Source organism: Pseudomonas sp. Pseu.R1 (genome assembly GCF_045764065.1).
Classification (GTDB): domain Bacteria; phylum Pseudomonadota; class Gammaproteobacteria; order Pseudomonadales; family Pseudomonadaceae; genus Aquipseudomonas.
In genome coordinates, this window is record NZ_JBJGEE020000001.1 from 2,165,038 (window position 1) to 2,181,952 (window position 16,915).

Annotated in this window: 16 protein-coding genes; 8 read left to right on the forward strand and 8 right to left on the reverse strand. The window is 60.2% G+C overall.

All coding sequences use genetic code 11. The annotated features are described in order from the left end of the window. Positions 1–86: 86 nt before the first annotated feature. From pdxH to dinG, 4 genes are all read right to left on the reverse strand, one after another. The gene (gene pdxH / locus ACI5GA_RS09980) at positions 87–734 is read right to left on the reverse strand and encodes a pyridoxamine 5'-phosphate oxidase (protein ID WP_404636193.1); all 648 of its coding nucleotides are present in this window, start codon (positions 732–734) and stop codon (positions 87–89) included. Between the two features lie 48 nt (positions 735–782). Then, positions 783–1,865: an OmpA family protein gene (locus ACI5GA_RS09985; RefSeq protein WP_404636192.1), complete on the reverse strand. Its 1,083-nt coding sequence runs from the start codon at positions 1,863–1,865 to the stop codon at positions 783–785. Between the two features lie 151 nt (positions 1,866–2,016). Beyond that, entirely contained in the window at positions 2,017–3,165 is a 1,149-nt protein-coding gene (locus ACI5GA_RS09990; protein WP_421422688.1) for a serine hydrolase domain-containing protein, read from the reverse strand. Between the two features lie 244 nt (positions 3,166–3,409). After that, a complete protein-coding gene (gene dinG, locus ACI5GA_RS09995; protein WP_404636190.1) occupies positions 3,410–5,554 on the reverse strand; it encodes an ATP-dependent DNA helicase DinG in 2,145 nt (714 codons plus the stop codon). 124 nt (positions 5,555–5,678) lie between these two features. On the opposite strand from dinG, the gene ACI5GA_RS10000 reads away from it, so the two are divergent. Then, on the forward strand, positions 5,679–6,143 hold the full coding sequence (locus ACI5GA_RS10000) for a CopD family protein (protein ID WP_404636189.1): 465 nt from the start codon (positions 5,679–5,681) through the stop codon (positions 6,141–6,143). A gap of 90 nt (positions 6,144–6,233) precedes the next feature. On the opposite strand, the gene ACI5GA_RS10005 is transcribed toward ACI5GA_RS10000, so the two are convergent. The 3 genes from ACI5GA_RS10005 to ACI5GA_RS10015 form a co-directional block, all read right to left on the reverse strand. Next, positions 6,234–6,992 (reverse strand): collagen-like protein, encoded by a 759-nt coding sequence (locus tag ACI5GA_RS10005; protein WP_421425464.1) that lies wholly within the window; start codon positions 6,990–6,992, stop codon positions 6,234–6,236. Between the two features lie 7 nt (positions 6,993–6,999). Next, positions 7,000–7,275, reverse strand: coding sequence for a DUF1145 domain-containing protein (locus ACI5GA_RS10010; RefSeq protein ID WP_404636188.1), 276 nt, complete (start codon positions 7,273–7,275; stop codon positions 7,000–7,002). A 180-nt stretch (positions 7,276–7,455) separates the two neighbouring features. Next, the gene (locus ACI5GA_RS10015) at positions 7,456–8,157 is read right to left on the reverse strand and encodes an OmpA family protein (protein ID WP_404636187.1); all 702 of its coding nucleotides are present in this window, start codon (positions 8,155–8,157) and stop codon (positions 7,456–7,458) included. Between the two features lie 281 nt (positions 8,158–8,438). On the opposite strand from ACI5GA_RS10015, the gene ACI5GA_RS10020 reads away from it, so the two are divergent. Both ACI5GA_RS10020 and ACI5GA_RS10025 read left to right on the forward strand, forming a co-directional pair. Further along, positions 8,439–8,936 (forward strand): DUF6231 family protein, encoded by a 498-nt coding sequence (locus tag ACI5GA_RS10020; RefSeq protein WP_404636186.1) that lies wholly within the window; start codon positions 8,439–8,441, stop codon positions 8,934–8,936. Positions 8,937–8,946: 10 nt separating this feature from the next. Continuing rightward, positions 8,947–9,420 carry a YchJ family protein gene (locus tag ACI5GA_RS10025; protein WP_404636185.1) on the forward strand — a complete coding sequence of 158 codons (474 nt, stop codon included), beginning with the start codon at positions 8,947–8,949 and terminating at the stop codon, positions 9,418–9,420. Between the two features lie 141 nt (positions 9,421–9,561). Here ACI5GA_RS10025 and ACI5GA_RS10030 read toward each other — a convergent pair whose 3' ends face one another. After that, positions 9,562–10,179 carry a hypothetical protein gene (locus tag ACI5GA_RS10030; protein WP_421422689.1) on the reverse strand — a complete coding sequence of 206 codons (618 nt, stop codon included), beginning with the start codon at positions 10,177–10,179 and terminating at the stop codon, positions 9,562–9,564. Between the two features lie 102 nt (positions 10,180–10,281). On the opposite strand from ACI5GA_RS10030, the gene ACI5GA_RS10035 reads away from it, so the two are divergent. The 5 genes from ACI5GA_RS10035 (at position 10,282) to ACI5GA_RS10055 (ending at position 16,549) form a co-directional block, all read left to right on the forward strand. After that, on the forward strand, positions 10,282–10,770 hold the full coding sequence (locus ACI5GA_RS10035) for an LEA type 2 family protein (RefSeq protein WP_421422690.1): 489 nt from the start codon (positions 10,282–10,284) through the stop codon (positions 10,768–10,770). A 4-nt stretch (positions 10,771–10,774) separates the two neighbouring features. Beyond that, on the forward strand, positions 10,775–10,981 hold the full coding sequence (locus tag ACI5GA_RS10040) for an SEC-C metal-binding domain-containing protein (RefSeq protein WP_404636182.1): 207 nt from the start codon (positions 10,775–10,777) through the stop codon (positions 10,979–10,981). A gap of 231 nt (positions 10,982–11,212) precedes the next feature. Beyond that, on the forward strand, positions 11,213–13,696 hold the full coding sequence (locus tag ACI5GA_RS10045; RefSeq protein ID WP_421422691.1) for a penicillin acylase family protein: 2,484 nt from the start codon (positions 11,213–11,215) through the stop codon (positions 13,694–13,696). Between the two features lie 127 nt (positions 13,697–13,823). Further along, the gene (locus ACI5GA_RS10050) at positions 13,824–14,852 is read left to right on the forward strand and encodes a ligase-associated DNA damage response exonuclease (RefSeq protein WP_404636180.1); all 1,029 of its coding nucleotides are present in this window, start codon (positions 13,824–13,826) and stop codon (positions 14,850–14,852) included. After that, positions 14,849–16,549 carry an ATP-dependent DNA ligase gene (locus ACI5GA_RS10055; protein ID WP_421422692.1) on the forward strand — a complete coding sequence of 567 codons (1,701 nt, stop codon included), beginning with the start codon at positions 14,849–14,851 and terminating at the stop codon, positions 16,547–16,549. The genes ACI5GA_RS10050 and ACI5GA_RS10055 overlap by 4 nt, the downstream gene beginning before the upstream one ends. The last annotated feature ends 366 nt before the right edge of the window (positions 16,550–16,915 follow it).

Sequence of the window (16,915 nt, forward strand, 5' to 3'; positions counted from 1 at the left end):
TACAGAAAGCCACCGGCGTCTACGAGTATGGACGATTGACCCTGCGATAGATTCAAAGAATTCGCATTTACGCCGCCGAGCTGTCGTCAGGGCGCCAGCCGCTCGCGAGTCCATTGCCCGTCGATCAGACGATAATTCAGACGGTCATGCAGTCGGCTGGGCCGCCCCTGCCAGAATTCGATGCGATCCGGCACCAGGCGATAGCCGCCCCAGTGATCCGGGCATTCGGGCTGGATGTCCATGAAACGCGCCTCGGTGGCCTTGAGCAAGCCCTCAAGCTCTTCACGATCCGCAATCACGCGACTCTGTGGCGATGCCCATGCGCCCAGACGACTGCCCAACGGGCGCACCTGGAAGTACGCATCGGATTCTTCATGGGAGACCTTGGCGACCTGGCCTTCGATGCGCACCTGGCGCTCAAGCGTCGGCCAGAAGAACGTCATCGCGGCAAATGGCCGGGCCGTCAACTGCTGGCCCTTGGCGCTCTGGTAGTTGCTGAAGAAGGTGAAGCCCTGAGCGTCGAGGCCCTTGAGCAGCAGGACCCGGCAGTGAGGGCGACCGTCTGCATCGACGGTCGCCAGGGTCATGGCATTGGCCTCGACCGGCGCCTGTTCGGTTTTCACCGCTTCGTCGAACCATTGCTGGAACAACGAGAAAGGTTCTTCCGGTGCCTGCGATTCGGTCAAACCTTCGCGGGCGTAGTTACGACGCATATCAGCCAGACGCTGGCTCATCACTGCCTTCCTTTATCGAAATCCGTGAACGGGATGACGATATTACCCTCAGTTGGCGCTGGCCTGTGCGTCGGAAGCAGGTTTCTTGGCGGCAGCCTTCGCCGGAGCAGCCTTGGCCTTGGTTGGCGCAGCTTTCTTCACCGGAGCCTTCTTGGCGGTGGTGGCTTTGGCAGGCGCGGCCTTCTTGGCGGGTGTGGCGGCCTTGGCAGGGGCAGCAGCAGGCGCTGGCGCCACGGCAGGTTTGGCCTGCTGAACGGCAACTAGGGTCGGCGCAGGCGGCAGGTTGTACTTGGCCATCAGCGCGACCATGGTGTCCTGTGGCGTCATGATGATTTCCACACGACGGTTCAGCGCGCGGCCAGCAGCGCTGTCATCGGCGGCACGCGGCATCACGGCGCCCATGCCACGCAGGTTCAGACGGTTACGCTCAAGACCACTCAGACGGAAGATTGCCGCCACGGACTGGGCGCGCTGCTGGCTGATTTTGGTGTTGGCTTCGCTGGCGACGTCGGCGTGGCCGAGCACCAGAATTGCAGTTTTCTGATCGCCTTCGACCACCTTGGCCATGCGAGTGATCGGGCCGAGATTGATCGGCAGCAGCATTTCCGGACGATCCGGGTTGAAGGTGCTGTCCACCGGCGCGGTCACGACCAGCACATCTTCACGGCGCTCGAACTGAAATTTGCTGTCCTTGATCGCTTCACGCACCTTCGGCTCGTACTGGTCAAGCCAGGCCTGGGTCACTTTAGGGTCGACCTTTGGCACGGCTGGCGTGGCATCTTTCTTGGCATCGCTGCCCCCGAACGGCCACCACCATTTGCTGCCATCGTCGGCCTTGGCCACTTCAGGCTTGGCGGCAGGCTGAGTCGCGGCCAGCTCAGGTTTTTTCTCGGTGGCGCCATGGTCGGAACCGAACGGCCAGTACCAGTGCGTGCCGCTCTCGGCTTCTGTCTTCGCCACTTCGGCCGCCGCAGGATTGGCAGCCGGTTTTACTGGCGCAGCGGCATCTGCGTTTTTACCGGAGCCAAACGACCACCAGTGATCGTTGCTGGCCGATTGATCCTGAGGAGTTTGCGCACAGCCAGTAACGGCAAGGCAAAGGGCAAATGCGAGGCTTTTGTTGGCAGACATGGGTGACCCACACAAATAATTGATCAGAAAATGAACGAAGCAGCGCCCATATAACACGGTTAAACGCTGAGTTGGAAAAGGAAACCGCCCTACGGTTCCCATATGGGCGGTTTACCTGACAGTCGGTAGAACAAGCACTTATCGGCGATAGTTATTGCAAACACTCACCAAGCGCCCGGACTAGACCTTGTGCACGGGGGTCCATCAGTACGTAGGGACCCAACGTGTTGGTCACGAAGCCAAAGGCCACATCACGCTCCGGATCGGCAAACCCCACCGACCCGCCCGCACCTGGGTGGCCAAAGGATTTCCCGCCCAGCCCGAACGTGGCATTCGGCACTGAGGGCTGATCGAGCATGCAGCCCAAACCGAAACGAGTCTGGGTCAGCAAGGTCTTGTCCTGACCCACGCTGTGTTCGCGGGTCAGTTCGTTGACCAACTCGGCATCCAGCAGGCTCCCATCAAGCAAGGCGCTGTAGAAGCCTGCCAGACTGCGAGCATTGCCATGACCATTGGCGGCCGGCTGTTGCATGCGCCTCCATTCGGGTTTGTTGGTGCTGGTCATGATGGACGGCGGGTTGGTGAACGCCCGAGCCGTCATCGATGAGGGTTCACGCATCGTGGTCTGCAGCAGACGCTGAGCCGCGTCATCGCCCGTATTGCCCTTGCCGCGTGCGATATGAGCGACACGGTGAAACGCTTCATCCGGCAGACCGACATGAAAATCCAGGCCAAGAGGACGGGAGATACGCGCCGCGATGGACTCACCCGGTCCGCGCCCATCGGCACGCCGAATCACTTCACCTACCAGCCAGCCATAGGTAATGGCTGCGTAACCATGGCCTTGGCCCGGCGTCCACCACGGTTCTTCGGCGGCCAGTGCATTGGTCATCGCCTGCCAGTCATACAGTGCCTCGGCAGGGAGCATGTCACGAATGGCAGGCAGGCCGGCCTGATGGCAAAGCAGTTGACGCAAGGTGATGGATTGCTTTCCGGCAGCCGCGAATTCCGGCCAGAGACGCGACACAGGCTGATCGAGGTCCAGCTTGCCCTCACCGACCATTTGCAGGGCGGCGACGGCAGTGAAGGTCTTGGTGCAGGAGAACAGGTTGGCGATGGTATCGCTGTGCCAAACCTCGGCACCGTCCTTGTCGGCAGTGCCTGCCCAGAGGTCGAGCACCGTTTCGCCGCCGACCTGTACGCACAGCGCCGCGCCCCGTTCCTGTGGATCATCGAACAACGCTGCGAACGCTTCGCGCACGGCTTCGAATTGAAGCTCGAAATGACCTTGAATCTGCACGGTTAAGCTCTCCGGGCCGGGGCTGCACAAAATGGCGTGCATTGTTTCAGCGATTGGGGGGTTTGGGAACGGGTCACTATAGTTCCTTGGATGTGCAAGTACTGGCCAAGTGTTCCATGTGGGAGCCGGCTTGCTGGCGAATGCAGCGTCTCAGTCAGCAAATGTGTGTTTGATGTACTTCGTTCGCCAGCAAGCCGGCTCCCACAGGTCAGGCGCCAGATCACAAAAAAACGGCGCAACTACCTCAGGAAATCTCACGACGAAACGGTGGCAACGCGTTGAGAATCGCCTTGCCATAGCGTTGGGTGACCACACGCCGGTCCAGCAGCGTGATGATGCCCCGATCCTTCTCGGTTCTCAGCAGACGACCACACGCCTGAATCAAGCGCAACGACGCGTCGGGCACGGCAATTTCCATGAACGGATTGCCACCCCGCGCCTCGATCCACTCGGCCAATGCCGCTTCTACGGGATCATCCGGCACCGCGAACGGGATTTTGGCGATGACCACGTGCTCGCAGTAATCACCCGGCAAGTCGACGCCTTCGGCGAAGCTGGCGAGGCCGAACAGCACGCTTTCATCCCCCCCATCGACACGGGCCTTGTGCTTGTTCAGGGTTTCCTGCTTGGACAGATTGCCCTGAATGAACACTCGTTTGCGCCAGTCCCGCTCCAGGCCGTCGAAGACCTCTTGCATCTGTTTGCGCGACGAGAACAGCACCAGCGTGCCTTTGGAGCCTTCGACCAGATCAGGCAGTTCGCGAATGATCGCTGCCGTGTGTTCCGCCGCATTGCGAGGGTCGGCCTTGAGGTCAGGCACCCGCAGCACACCCGCATCGGCGTGATGAAACGGACTTGGCACCACGGCGGTGACCGCGTCCTTAGGCAGACCGGCGCGCATGCGGAAACGGTCGAACTTACCCAGTGCCGTGAGCGTCGCCGAAGTCACCAGCGCCCCGTAGGCCACGTTCCACAGGTTGCGCCGCAACATCTCGGCAGCCAGGATCGGGCTGGCATTGACCTCGATGTCGAACAGCGAACCGCTTTCGGCGAGGGTCAGCCAGCGCGCCATGGGCGGGCTGTTTTCCGGGTCTTCGGCAGTGAACGCGGTCCACAGCTCCCAGTTGCCGTGGGCACGGGCCAGCAGGCTGCCAAACAGCGGATACCATTCTTCGGCCTGATGGCTGGCGATACCGATGTTCACTTCGCCATCCATGCCTTCCTTGAGCAATTCGGTCAGCCGGGTGAACAGGTCGTCGAGACGGGCAAAGCCTTTCTTCAACTCAATGCCCATTTCACGCATGTGCTCGGGAATCACACCGCCGACGAAGCGATGGCGCGGGCGCTCGCGGCCTTCCATGTCTTCACCGGCCTTGAAGTCGGCGATTTGCTCGCAGGCCGTGAACATGAATTGCTGGTGGGTCTTGATCTCACGAGCCAGCTCCGGCACCTGTTCGATAAGCTTGCCCAGATCCCCCGGCAGCGGGTGCTGGGCCAGTAATTTGGTGAGGTTTTTCGCCGTCTGTTCCAGCCAGTCCGCCGTGGAACGCAGGCGGCTGAAATGGGCGAAATGGCCGATCGCCTTGTCGGGCAAATGGTGGCCCTCGTCGAACACATACAATGTGTCACGGGGATCGGGCAGGACAGCCCCGCCGCCCAAGGCCAGGTCCGCCAGCACCATGTCGTGGTTGGTGACGATGACGTCGACTTTTCCCATGCCTTCTCGTGCTTTATAGAACGCACACTGCTGAAAGTTCGGACAGTGCCGGTTGGTGCACTGGCTGTGGTCGGTGGTCAATCGCGCCCAGTCCTGATCGGCCAGCTCTTGGGGCCAGCTATCACGGTCGCCATCCCATTTATTGCCCGCCAGTTTTTCGATCATGCTGGTGAACAGCTTCTGACTGGCCTCATCGACTTCGATCTTGAAGCCTTCTTCCTCGAAAAGCTGTGCGGTTGCGCTTTGGGCGTTGCCCTCTTGCAGCAACACGTCCAGCTTGGACAGGCACATGTAACGGCCCCGCCCCTTGGCCAGGGCGAACGAGAAATTGAGCCCGCTGTTGCGCATCAGGTCAGGCAGGTCTTTATGGACAATCTGCTCCTGTAGCGCGACGGTGGCGGTGGCTATCACCAACCGTTTTCCTGCCGCTTTGGCGGTCGGAATCGACGCAATCGCGTAGGCGACAGTCTTGCCCGTACCGGTGCCCGCCTCGACCGCCACCACGGCCGGATCGCCCGAACGGCGGCCCTCTTCATCGGTGTCCACCGCGCCCAGCACCTTGGCCACCTCTGCGATCATCAAACGCTGGCCATAGCGAGGTTTGAGGCTCTTGGCTTCGAGGAAACGCGAATAGGCGCCCTGAATCTGGGTTTTGAGTTCGGTGCTGATCATGGGCTGGGTCGTTGGCTCGGCGTCACACGGTTACAGATGAAAAAACCGCTGGATAAATTATCAGTGGTTGCAGCGGGCGGCTATCATACCGCGCTAATGCTTTCTTCGCAGATCGGAGTTGTCGATGTCACCTGTAGCCTTTGTCTACGTCTTGCATGTGTTTTCTGCGGTTCTCTGGGTCGGCGGGATGTTTTTCGCCTGGATGATTCTGCGACCGGCGGTCATCGCAGCCCTCGAAGGTCCGGCACGCCTGAAGCTGTGGCTGCAAGTGTTTCCGCGCTTTTTTGTCTGGGTCTGGTGCGCGGTGATCATGCTGCCGGTGACCGGGATCGGCATCATCAACATCAATTTCAGCGGCTTTCAGACGGCGCCGCGTTACGTGCAGGTGATGATCGGGTTGTATGTGGTGATGACAGCGCTGTTCCTGAGAGTTTCAACGCTGAACCTGCCACAGCTGCGCAAGGCCGTGGACGCAGAGCAGTGGGCCGAAGGTGCTGCTGCGCTGGGCGGGATTCGCAGGCTGGTAGGGATTAACTTGCTGATCGGGATTGCCGTGGTGGCCATCGCAGCGGCTCGTCCGTCGTTTTGAGTGAGTGACCTGTAGAAGCGCGCTTGCCCGCGATTGCGGTGTCACAGACAAATTGCTTCGCGGGCAAGCGCGTTCCTACAGACAATGCATTTACAGCTTGCGAACGCTCACAGAACCCGCTGGCCCGACCGCGCCGCTCTGGCCTTTCTCGCCATTTTTTCCGGACTTGGCGCCATCGGCGCGGTAGACCAGGCACCCCTTGGACGCGCCGCCCTTGCCGCCACGACCGCCCTCACCGCCCACACCACCGGAGCCGCCCTGTACGTTGACCTTCACCCGCTCATCCGGAAACGATTGCGGCAGTTCCAGACGCACCAAAGCCCCCGCCGCACCGTCATGGCCGTTGCCGCCGTTATCGCCATCGAACCCGCGGCTCGCCGAACCCCACGTGCAGCCTGGGTCCTTGCCATTACCGCCGTCGAGGCCGACATAACCGGGCGAACCTGCGCCCCCGCGCGCGTCGATGGACAGCACGTCGGCATTCAACTGTTCAATTCGCACGTTCAGATTTCGCCCCGGTAACGGCGCTTTCTCGAAGGTACCCGGCGCCCCGCGAGCGGTGATCTGCGAACCACTGCCCAGCTCGCCCTGGCGAACCTGCAATTTGAATGGCTCAGCACTCGGCACGATGGCAATACGCGACTCATGGCCCATCACCAATTGGCCAACCTGCACTTCGGTCAACCCTGCAGGAACTAGCAACGTGCCGTAATCCGCCACTTCCAGACGATCCAGTTGCAGTGTGCTGGCGTTGCTCGGCAGGCGCATCAACGAGTGCGGCTCCACCGAAATGGTCTGCGCCATCACCAGTGAACTGCTCAGGGCCGACAGCAGGCCTGCCGTCATCATCAACGCGTTACGCATGCTGAACCTCCGCCTGATGGCGACCGAATGATTGCAGGTGAAAAATGCCGAAAACCAGAATTTGCAGGCGGTCGAACCAGGGGTGCGAGCGCCCCCGCAGGCTACCGTTGAACAGGAACAGTTCCATCAGATGGGTCAGCAGCAACAGACAACCGGCCAGTTTGATCAGCATATCGAAGGGAATCGGCAACACGGCGGCTTGATTGATCAGCACCACGGCCCAAAATCCCAACGTCAAGATTTTCCCCAACCCCCAAAACAACCTCATGACACGCCCCTGCTGTTTTTTATGGCTGTGCGAAAAATGAAAGCGATTCGCACAGAACGGTGACGGAGGTGACTATGCCAGAGGTTGTGAACAATTGCGTCCATCTCTCCATTTTTCGGGCCTGACAAAAAGAAAACCCCGACGCACAGGTCGGGGTTTTCAGTGACGCGCAGCGAAGGATCAGCGGTTGATCTTGATCTCGACACGACGGTTCAGCGCACGGCCTTCAGCGGTTTTGTTGTCCGCTACAGGACGGCTTTCGCCATCGCCTTCGACCGACACGAACGCGCTGCGCGCAATGCCTGCGCTGACCAGGTAATCCGTGACCGAATGCGCACGTTTTTCCGACAGTTTCTGGTTGTAGGCATCGCTGCCCACACTGTCGGTGTGGCCGCTGACATGCAGTTGCACGTTAGGCGCTTCGGTTTTCAGCTTGGTCGCCACGGCATCCAGTTGATGTTTGTCAGCCGGGGTCAGGGTGGCCTTGTTGAATTCGAAGTGCACGTCACGGATGGTGATGATTTCTTCTTTCGGTTGAACCACAGGCGCGGCAACCGGCTCAGGCGCAGGCGTCACGATCGGGCAACCGGTCGCATCCACAGGCGTGCCCTTGGGCGTGTTCGGACACTTGTCGACGCTGTTCAGAACGCCATCGCCATCATCATCGCCATCCCCGTGCGCCCAGCAATAAGCGCCCGCCATCACGCCCACTGCCGCACCGAAGCCCGCCGCTACGGACGCCGACTGAAACGCTCCTACCGCGCCACCCGCGAGCGCACCGCCCGCAGCACACAGAGGCCAGTCGGTCTTTTGCAAGCCGGCACAGCCCGTCAATACACTGGTAACCAAAATCAGAGGTAACGCTGTCCGAATCATGCTCATACAGTTCTTCTCCTTTGGTATCGGCTAAAACCGACTGAAATGCAGTAAAGACGCCGCTGGGGCCATTTGCCACCCGAAAACCGGGGGGTTTGGTGGTTTTTTCAGCGCTCTTGGAGGCTTGTTCTTTTACAAATAGCCTTTTGCCTTCACTCCGTACGCTTTGTCATGGCGACGAATGAAAAAGTTCAAGCCCCAAACGCTGTTCATACTGAAAAGAAAAACAACCGCTAGGCCATGAAGATTGGGCGCGCTAACCTTGCGGGCTTGATCGAGGGATTCTAATGACCGACAGTTTTTCCACCCGCACTCCGCAACAGGCGCTGGCCGCGCTGCTCGACCGCTACGCGCCCAAGCGTCTGTTGTTGATTGGCGCTGACAGCTTTCCGGCACTGCAAGCCTTCAAGGAGGCGCATCCGGACACGGAACTGGCACAAGCAGCGCCGGGGGCGTTGCCCAGTGAGCTGGCCGGTCAACGCTTTGATCTGGCGCTGGTGGTCGATTGCCTGGAACACATGCCCAAGCGCGCAGGCCTGGAATTACTCGGCGGCATTCGCAACCTCAATGCCAGCCGCATTGCGGTACTGGCCGACCTTAAAGCCTGCGGTTGGCAGACCACCGATTTCTATTCTCTGGCCCTGCAAGCCAGCGAACGCTTTGCCCGGGACGAACAGGTACTGACCCTGTTCACCTATGATCTGCGCGAATACAAACAGGTGCCGGACTGGCTGAACGCGAAATTTTGGGCCAACCCGGAGAACTTCGGAAAGTACTGGTGGTGAGGCAGACATCATGAGCAGTGCAATTTGCCCCTGCGGCAGCGGCAATCTTCTCGACGGCTGCTGTGGCCGCTATCACGCAGGCACACCTGCGCCGTGCGCCGAAGCGTTGATGCGCTCGCGCTACAGCGCTTATGTATTGGGACTGGTGGATTATCTGGTGGACACCACATTGCCCATTCAGAAAAGCGGCCTGGATCGCGATTCGATCAGCCAATGGAGCGCACAAAGCACTTGGCTCGGGCTTGAGGTAGAAAGCGCGGAGTTGCTGGGCGGCAAGCCGGAGCATGCCTTCGTCACCTTCACCGCACGTTGGCACGATGCGGGTGGCGAGCACAGTCATCGCGAGCGTTCTGCGTTCGTGCAGAACGGCGGGCGTTGGTACTTCATCGACCCGACCGTACAGCTCAAGGCCGGGCGTAACGACGCGTGTCCGTGTGGCAGTGATTTGAAATTCAAGAAGTGCTGTTCGGCCTATATGGCTTGATGGGCTCCTACCTTGTGGGAGCCGGCTTGCTGGCGAAATGCGATGTGTCATTCAGCCCATCGTCAACTGAACCGATGCATTCGCCAGCAAACTGGCTCCCACAAAAACGGCGCCTGACCGAAATCATTCAGAGGTCTGATCTCAAGCGAGCTTCAAGTGAGAGATGTCTGGCACCAACACATGCTCAACAGGCCTTACCTCGCCCATGTCACTGCCCTGCGGCGCCAGACTCAAGCCTGACAGGTCCAACCGAGGGGCAACCGGTGCGGCTTTAGAGTCTTGCACATCCTTGCCCAGTTCGGAAATCGTGAAGTCTGGCGCGTCGACGTCGGCGAATGCGGCCATGTAGACGTCACGGGGTTCGAATTTCGAGACCTTTTCAGCGTTGTCGGGTTTAACGTCGGCGTTGGATGGCGTCCGTGGCGCGCGTCGGGTCCAGGTGGGTTCATCCGGTGGAGGCGCCAGCTCGACTTCTTCCACTTCAACCGGATCAGGACTTGCCACGGGCTCCGGTTCTGCCTGAACCTGTCCGGCCATTTCCACGACCTCAGCCCGCGCCCCTGCGCGTTCGAGGGTCGAGCGATACTTCTCGGCGGCGGCCTGATCCAGATTGTTCTTCAGGACCAGACGACGGCCGGAAAACAGCAGTGCAATGCGCTGAGCGTCGGCCTGGAACAGTTTTGTCAGATTGGCCTGAACCCGATCAAGTTGTGCGCCGGGTACCAATTGGCCAGAAAAAATGATTTCGTACAGCTTCATGAGTCAATACTCCTTCGACACATGGCGTGAGTATGGCGCAGGCTTTATGGAACAGCGAATTGCCACAAATGGCTGAACGCAAGCCCGACAGGGAGTGACCCCATGGTGTTTCAAGCAAACGTAATCAGGATCGTCGGTCTTCTCTTGACCCTGGTGCTGTCCGGGTGTTCATCAATAATGAGCAGTGACGCTGCCAAGGACCCGGAGGTCAAGCTGCTGAAGGTCGATGTGGTCAAGGCCCGTCTGCTCAAGCAGGACATGACGCTGCGCTTTCGCATCGACAACCCCAATGACTCGGGTCTCTGGGTCCGCGGGTTGCGCTACAAGGTCGTGCTCAACGACATCCTGATCGCCGATGGCGAATATAACGACTGGTTCAAGGTCAAGGCCAATGGTCACCGGAATTTCTCGGTGCCGATCCGCACCAACCTCTGGGAACACCTCAAGGATGTGACCCGGATGCTCGGCAAGGTCAATCAGCCTGTTCACTATCGGTTGGAAGGCTACCTCAAAACCGGCTTTTTGTTCGGGGACGACGTGCGTATTGGCCGCGAAGGCGACATAATTCCCGGCGATTTGATTCCGGAGTAGCCCCATGAGCAACCAACCCCACGTGCACGGCCCTGATTGCAACCACGATCATGACCATCACGATCACCACCATGACCACGGTCATGTACACGGCCCGCACTGCAACCACGAACCGCAGGAGCCGGTACGCAACGCGCTGAAGGACGTGGGTCGCAACGATCCTTGCCCCTGCGGCAGCGAGAAGAAATTCAAGAAGTGCCACGGCGCCTGACATCGAGCACCGCTGCTCCCTGTAGGCGCGAATTCATTCGCGATACGTGTTCATGGTCGATACATCTTTGTCGCCTGACACATCCATCGCGAATGAATTCGCTCCCACAGGGGTACGAGTACCGCCTCCCTGAATCATCCTGAAAATAAACCCGCCTCCCCCGCTTGCGTGCCGCCTGCCTGCTCTCTAACGTAGCGCGTTTCCAACGCCTACCCCCGCAGGAGCTTCATCATGGCCTCGCCCGCCCATTCATCCCTGAAGACGCGACTCAGCACAGCCGCTGCCATGTTGGGGCTGTTGAGCCTTGCAGGCTGCCAACTGGGCGGCGAAGACCGTGACAATCTGCCGCCCACCAGCGGCGTTTACGCCATCAAGGGGCTGGCGCAGAACGTCTCCGTACGTCGTAATCATCTGGGCATGCCCCTGATCGAAAGCAGCACGTTTCACGACGCGCTGTTCACGCTGGGGTATGTCCACGCCAGTGACCGCATCTCGCAGATGGTGCAAATGCGCCTGTTGGCTCAGGGCCGTCTGTCGGAAATCGCAGGCTCCGGCGCACTGGATCTGGACCGGATGATGCGCGCGGCCAACCTCAAGCAAACGGCGGGCGATCTGTACAACGCCTCGTCGCCGCGTCTGAAGCGTTTCTTCGAAGTGTATGCACGCGGCGTCAACGCCTACCTGTTCCGCTACCGCGACAAGCTGCCGTCGGACCTCGCAGACGCGGGCTACAAACCCGAATACTGGAAACCTGAAGACTCGGCGCTGATCTTTGCGCTGCTGAACTTCAGTCTGTCGGTCAACCTGCAGGAAGAAATCTCCTCGCTGGTACTGGCTCAGAAAGTCGGCGCCGACAAGCTCGCGTGGCTGCTGCCGACTTACCCGGACGAAGCGCTGCCATTCGCTGAAGCCGACAAACTCAAAGGCCTGAACCTGAGTAACCAGATGCCGGGCCTGAGCGATCTGGACAAAGCCGCGCTGCAACTTTCCGATCTCAATCTGCTGGGCGTTTCGGCGTCGAACAACTGGGTCATCGCGCCGCAACGTGCTCGCGCAGGCAAAAGCCTGTTGGCCACCGATAGCCAGTTGCCCGCCACCCTGCCGTCGATGTGGAATTTCGTGCAGATTCGCGCGCCGAAGTATCAGGCCGCAGGTGCGACCGTCGCCGGTCTGCCACTGGTGCTCTCGGGCTTCAACGGCAAACTGGCCTGGGGCATGGGTCCGGCGATGGGCGACAATCAGGACCTGTTTCTGGAAAAACTCAAGCGCGAAAACAATCGCCTGATGGTCATGGCCGATGGCAAATGGGTGCCCGCGGGCGCTCACGAAGAGACCTATTTCATCCGCGGACAGAGTCCGATTCGCGAAGCCGCGTTCGAGACCCGTCACGGCCCGCTGCTCAACGGCAGCTCGGCGCAATTGGCCAACGGCCTGGGCATCGCCCTGCAAACCCCGAACGCCAAGGATGACAAATCCCTCGATGCCCTGTTCGACCTGACCCGCGCGCAAAACGTCGAGCGTGCGTTCGACACCACGCGGGAAATCCGCGCGATCACCCTGAACATAGTGTTCGCCGATGCGACGAACACCGGCTGGCAAGTCACCGGTCGTTACCCCAACCGCCGCGAAGGCCAGGGCCTGATTCCATCGCCAGGCTGGGAAGGTCGCTATGACTGGGACGGTTACGCCGACGCCATGCTGCACCCCTACGATCAAGACCCGTCGCAGGGCTGGATCGGCACTGCCAACCAACGCACCGTGCCCAAGGGCTATGGCATGCAGTTGTCCAATTCCTGGGACTACCCGGAGCGTGCCGAGCGCATCGCCGAACTGGCCAACAGCGGCAAGCAGGACACTCGCAGCACGATTTCAATGCAATACGACCAGACCACCACGTTCGCCGCCAAGCTGAAGAAGATGTTCGAAGCGCCGGGCATGGCCAAACCGCTGAAACAGGCCATCGACGCCTTGCCGCCCGCAGATCGGGACAAGGCGCGAGAAGCATTGAGCCGCTTGATGGCGTTCGACGGACGTTTGTCGCCAATATCGGCCGATGCCGCTATTTACGAGCTGTTCCTGCAAGAAAGCACCAAGCAGATTTTCCTCGACGAACTAGGTCCGGAAAGCAGCCCGGCGTGGAAAGCACTGGTGCAGAGCGCGGACCTGTCCTACTCGCCGCAAGCCGACCACCTGCTGGGGCGTGAAGACAGTCCGTATTGGGATGACGTGAAAACGCCGCAGAAAGAAGACAAACCGATGATTCTCGCCCGCAGCCTGGCGGCCGCGATGACCGCAGGCGAAAGCCAGTTGGGTGGCGATCACAAGGCCTGGCAATGGGGCAAATTGCACCAGTACAAATGGACGTCGCAAAGTGCGCAATTGACGGCCGCGCTGGGCGGCAGCAAAGCCAGCATGATCAAAGGGCCGTTGGCGGCCGGTGGCGATCACACGACGCTGAATGCATCAGGCTTCCATTGGGGGCAGGACTTCGATGCGGCCGTGGTTCCAGCGATGCGGATGATCGTCGATTTCGCGCAACAGGAGCCGATGATGGCTCAGAGTGCCGCAGGCCAGTCGGGCAACCCGGCCAGTCCGCACTTCGCCGATGGTATCGATCCATGGGTCAAGGGGCTGTACATGTCGGTGCCGATGCAACCGGAGAATTTCGAGCGGGTGTATGGCAAGACGCGATTGACGCTGACGCCGGGGAAGTAGCACTTCAACGCAGTTCCCTGTAGGAGGTGTCGGGGTGGCGCTCCTACAGGCTCGGTGTTCACAATTGGACCGAACTTCCTGTTGGCATCACCGCTCTACCTGACAAGCCCACCACTGCGGTCATGCCATGGACCTTGTCATCGCCCGCCCCGAAGGCCTCTACTGCCCGCCGGGAGATTTCTACATCGATCCCTGGCGACCGGTCGCTCGCTCGGTCATCACCCATGGCCATGGCGACCACGCCCGCACGGGCAATGAACACTATCTGGCGGCCGCCCCCGGCGAAGGCATTCTGCGCGCACGGCTGGGCCAGGACATCAACCTGCAAACCCTCGAATATGGCGAGTCCATCACTCATCACGGCGTGAAGCTCAGCCTGCATCCGGCGGGGCATGTATTGGGCTCGGCGCAGGTGAGGCTGGAGTATCAGGGCGAAGTCTGGGTCGCATCCGGCGATTACAAAGTCGAGCCGGACGGCACCTGCGAACCGTTCGAACCCGTGCGCTGCCACACCTTCATCACCGAATCCACGTTCGGCCTGCCAATCTACCGCTGGCAGCCCCAGAGCGAAATTTTCACTGGCATCAACGACTGGTGGCGCGCTAATGCCGCCGTGGGCAAGGCCAGCGTGCTGTTCGCCTATTCCTTCGGCAAGGCCCAGAGAATTCTGCACGGCATCGATCCGGGTATCGGGCCAATTCTGGTGCACGGCGCCGTTGAGCCGCTGAACCGGGTGTATCGCGAAGCGGGTGTGCGGATCCCCGAGACGCACTACGCCGGGGACTTCAAAAAGACCGACCCGGCTTTGCGTCAGGCGCTGATCATTGCGCCACCCTCTGCGGGAGGCAGCACCTGGATGCGCCGGTTTGGCGAATTCAGCGACGCCTTTGCCAGCGGCTGGATGATGCTGCGCGGCACTCGGCGACGCCGAGGCGTGGATCGCGGTTTTGCGCTTTCCGACCACGCTGACTGGCCCGGCCTGTTATGGGCCATCGAAAACACCGGGGCCGAGCGGGTGATGGTCACCCATGGATCAGTGGCGGTGTTGGTGCGTTACCTGCGTGAGTGGGGTCTGGACGCTCAAGGCTTCACCACAGAATACGGCGATGAGGAAGACGACGCGCCCGCGCCACCAAAAGAGGAGGCCGCGTCGTGAAGGCCTTCGCCGAACTTTACGCCCAACTGGACGCAACCACCTCCAGCAACGCCAAGCTGGCGGCGATGCAGCACTATTTCGCTCATGCCGCGCCGGAAGACGCCGCGTGGGCCGTTTACTTCCTCTCAGGCGGCAGGCCACGTCAATTAGTGCCGACCAAGTTGTTACGCGAACAGGCACTCAGGCTTTCAGACTTGCCCGAATGGTTGTTCGAAGAGAGCTATCAGGCCGTGGGCGACCTCGCGGAAACCTTATCCCTGTTATTACCGCAGGCTGCGCACAGTTCCGAAGAAGGGCTGGCACGCTGGATGGAAAACCACCTGCTGCCCTTACGGGGTCTTCCGCCCGACGAATTGCTGGAGCGCCTGCCCGCGTTCTGGGCACAACTGGACCGGCAGAGCCTGATGGTCTGCCTGAAACTGATCACCGGCAGTTTTCGCGTTGGTGTGTCGAAGCTGTTGGTCACTCGCGCATTGGCCGCGCTGGCCGGTATCGACAGCAAACGTGTAGCGCAGCGCCTGGTGGGTTACACCGACCTGTCCCATCGACCGACCGCCAACAGTTATCTCAAGCTCATCGCCGAAGAGTCCGAAGACGAGCACGCCCAGCGCGGCGGTCAGCCTTACCCGTTCTTTCTGGCCCATGCGCTTCAGCAGCCCGTCGATGAGTTCGAAACGCTGCTCGGTCCCGCAGACAACTGGCAGGTGGAATGGAAGTGGGACGGCATTCGCGCTCAGTTGGTCAAGCGCGAGGGGCGGTTGTGGGTGTGGTCGCGGGGCGAAGAGCTGGTGACGGATCGTTTTCCCGAGTTGCACAGCCTGGCGCAGAGCTTGCCCGATGGGACGGTCATCGATGGCGAGATTGTCGTGTGGAAAGCGCCGACACCTGCCCCGGAAACACCTGACGCGTTTGAGCTGCTCCCATCCGACGCGTCCACGCCGTCCGTCCAGCCCTTCGCCCTGCTTCAGCAACGGATTGGCCGCAAAACCCTGGGCAAAAAAATCCTTGAAGACGCGCCGGTGGTCATCCTCGCTTATGACTTGCTGGAATGGCGGGGCGAAGACTGGCGCAATCGCCCGCAGCACCAGCGCCGAACGCAACTGGAGCAGGTGATCACCAGCGCAAACAGCCCGGTGTTGATGCCTTCTCCAGTTTTGAGCGGCAAGGATTGGCTCGATTTGAGTCAGCAACGTGAAGCGTCCCGCAGCCTTGGGGTCGAGGGCATGATGCTCAAGGCGCGGGATTCGTTGTATGGCGTGGGCCGCACTAAAGACATGGGCGTGTGGTGGAAATGGAAGATCGACCCCTTCAGCGTCGACGCCGTGCTGATCTATGCCCAACGTGGCCATGGTCGGCGCGCAAGCCTCTACAGCGATTACACCTTCGCCGTGTGGGACGGCCCGCCAGACAGCGCCGAACGCACACTGGTCCCGTTCGCCAAGGCGTATTCGGGATTGACGGATGAAGAGATGCGCAAAGTCGATGCAATCATTCGCAAGACCACAGTAGAGAAATTCGGCCCGGTGAGGAGTGTTACGCCGACCCTGGTGTTCGAGCTGGGTTTTGAAGGCATTGCCCTCTCCAAACGCCACAAAAGCGGGATCGCCGTGCGTTTTCCCAGGATGCTCAGGTGGCGGCAGGACAAACCGGTGGCAGAGGCGGACAGCCTGGCGACGTTGCAGGACTTGTTGGCATGAGCACTGTTTTAGTGCGCAACATCTGCAACGCACTACGCCAATGCCCCCTGTCATAGCACGACCGACTCTGTGGGCGCCGGCTTGCTGGCGAAAGCGGTAGGTCAGTGACGGGTGAGTTGGCTGACCGGCCTCATTCGCCAGCAAGCCGGCTCCCACAAAAACGGCCAATGCCACTGGCAATGAGGATTCAAGTTCGTCACCGCCAACCATTCAGGTGCTACTAATTCCTCCATACTCAGCCCTTTGTAACCGATTTTTTACGCGCCCTTTTTGGTCGTTTCAGCTAATCTCCCCCTGCCTCCGGCGCCCTGAAAAAAGACAAGAGATGGCCCAAAGTCATCATTGCGACAACTCCGTACATTTAAA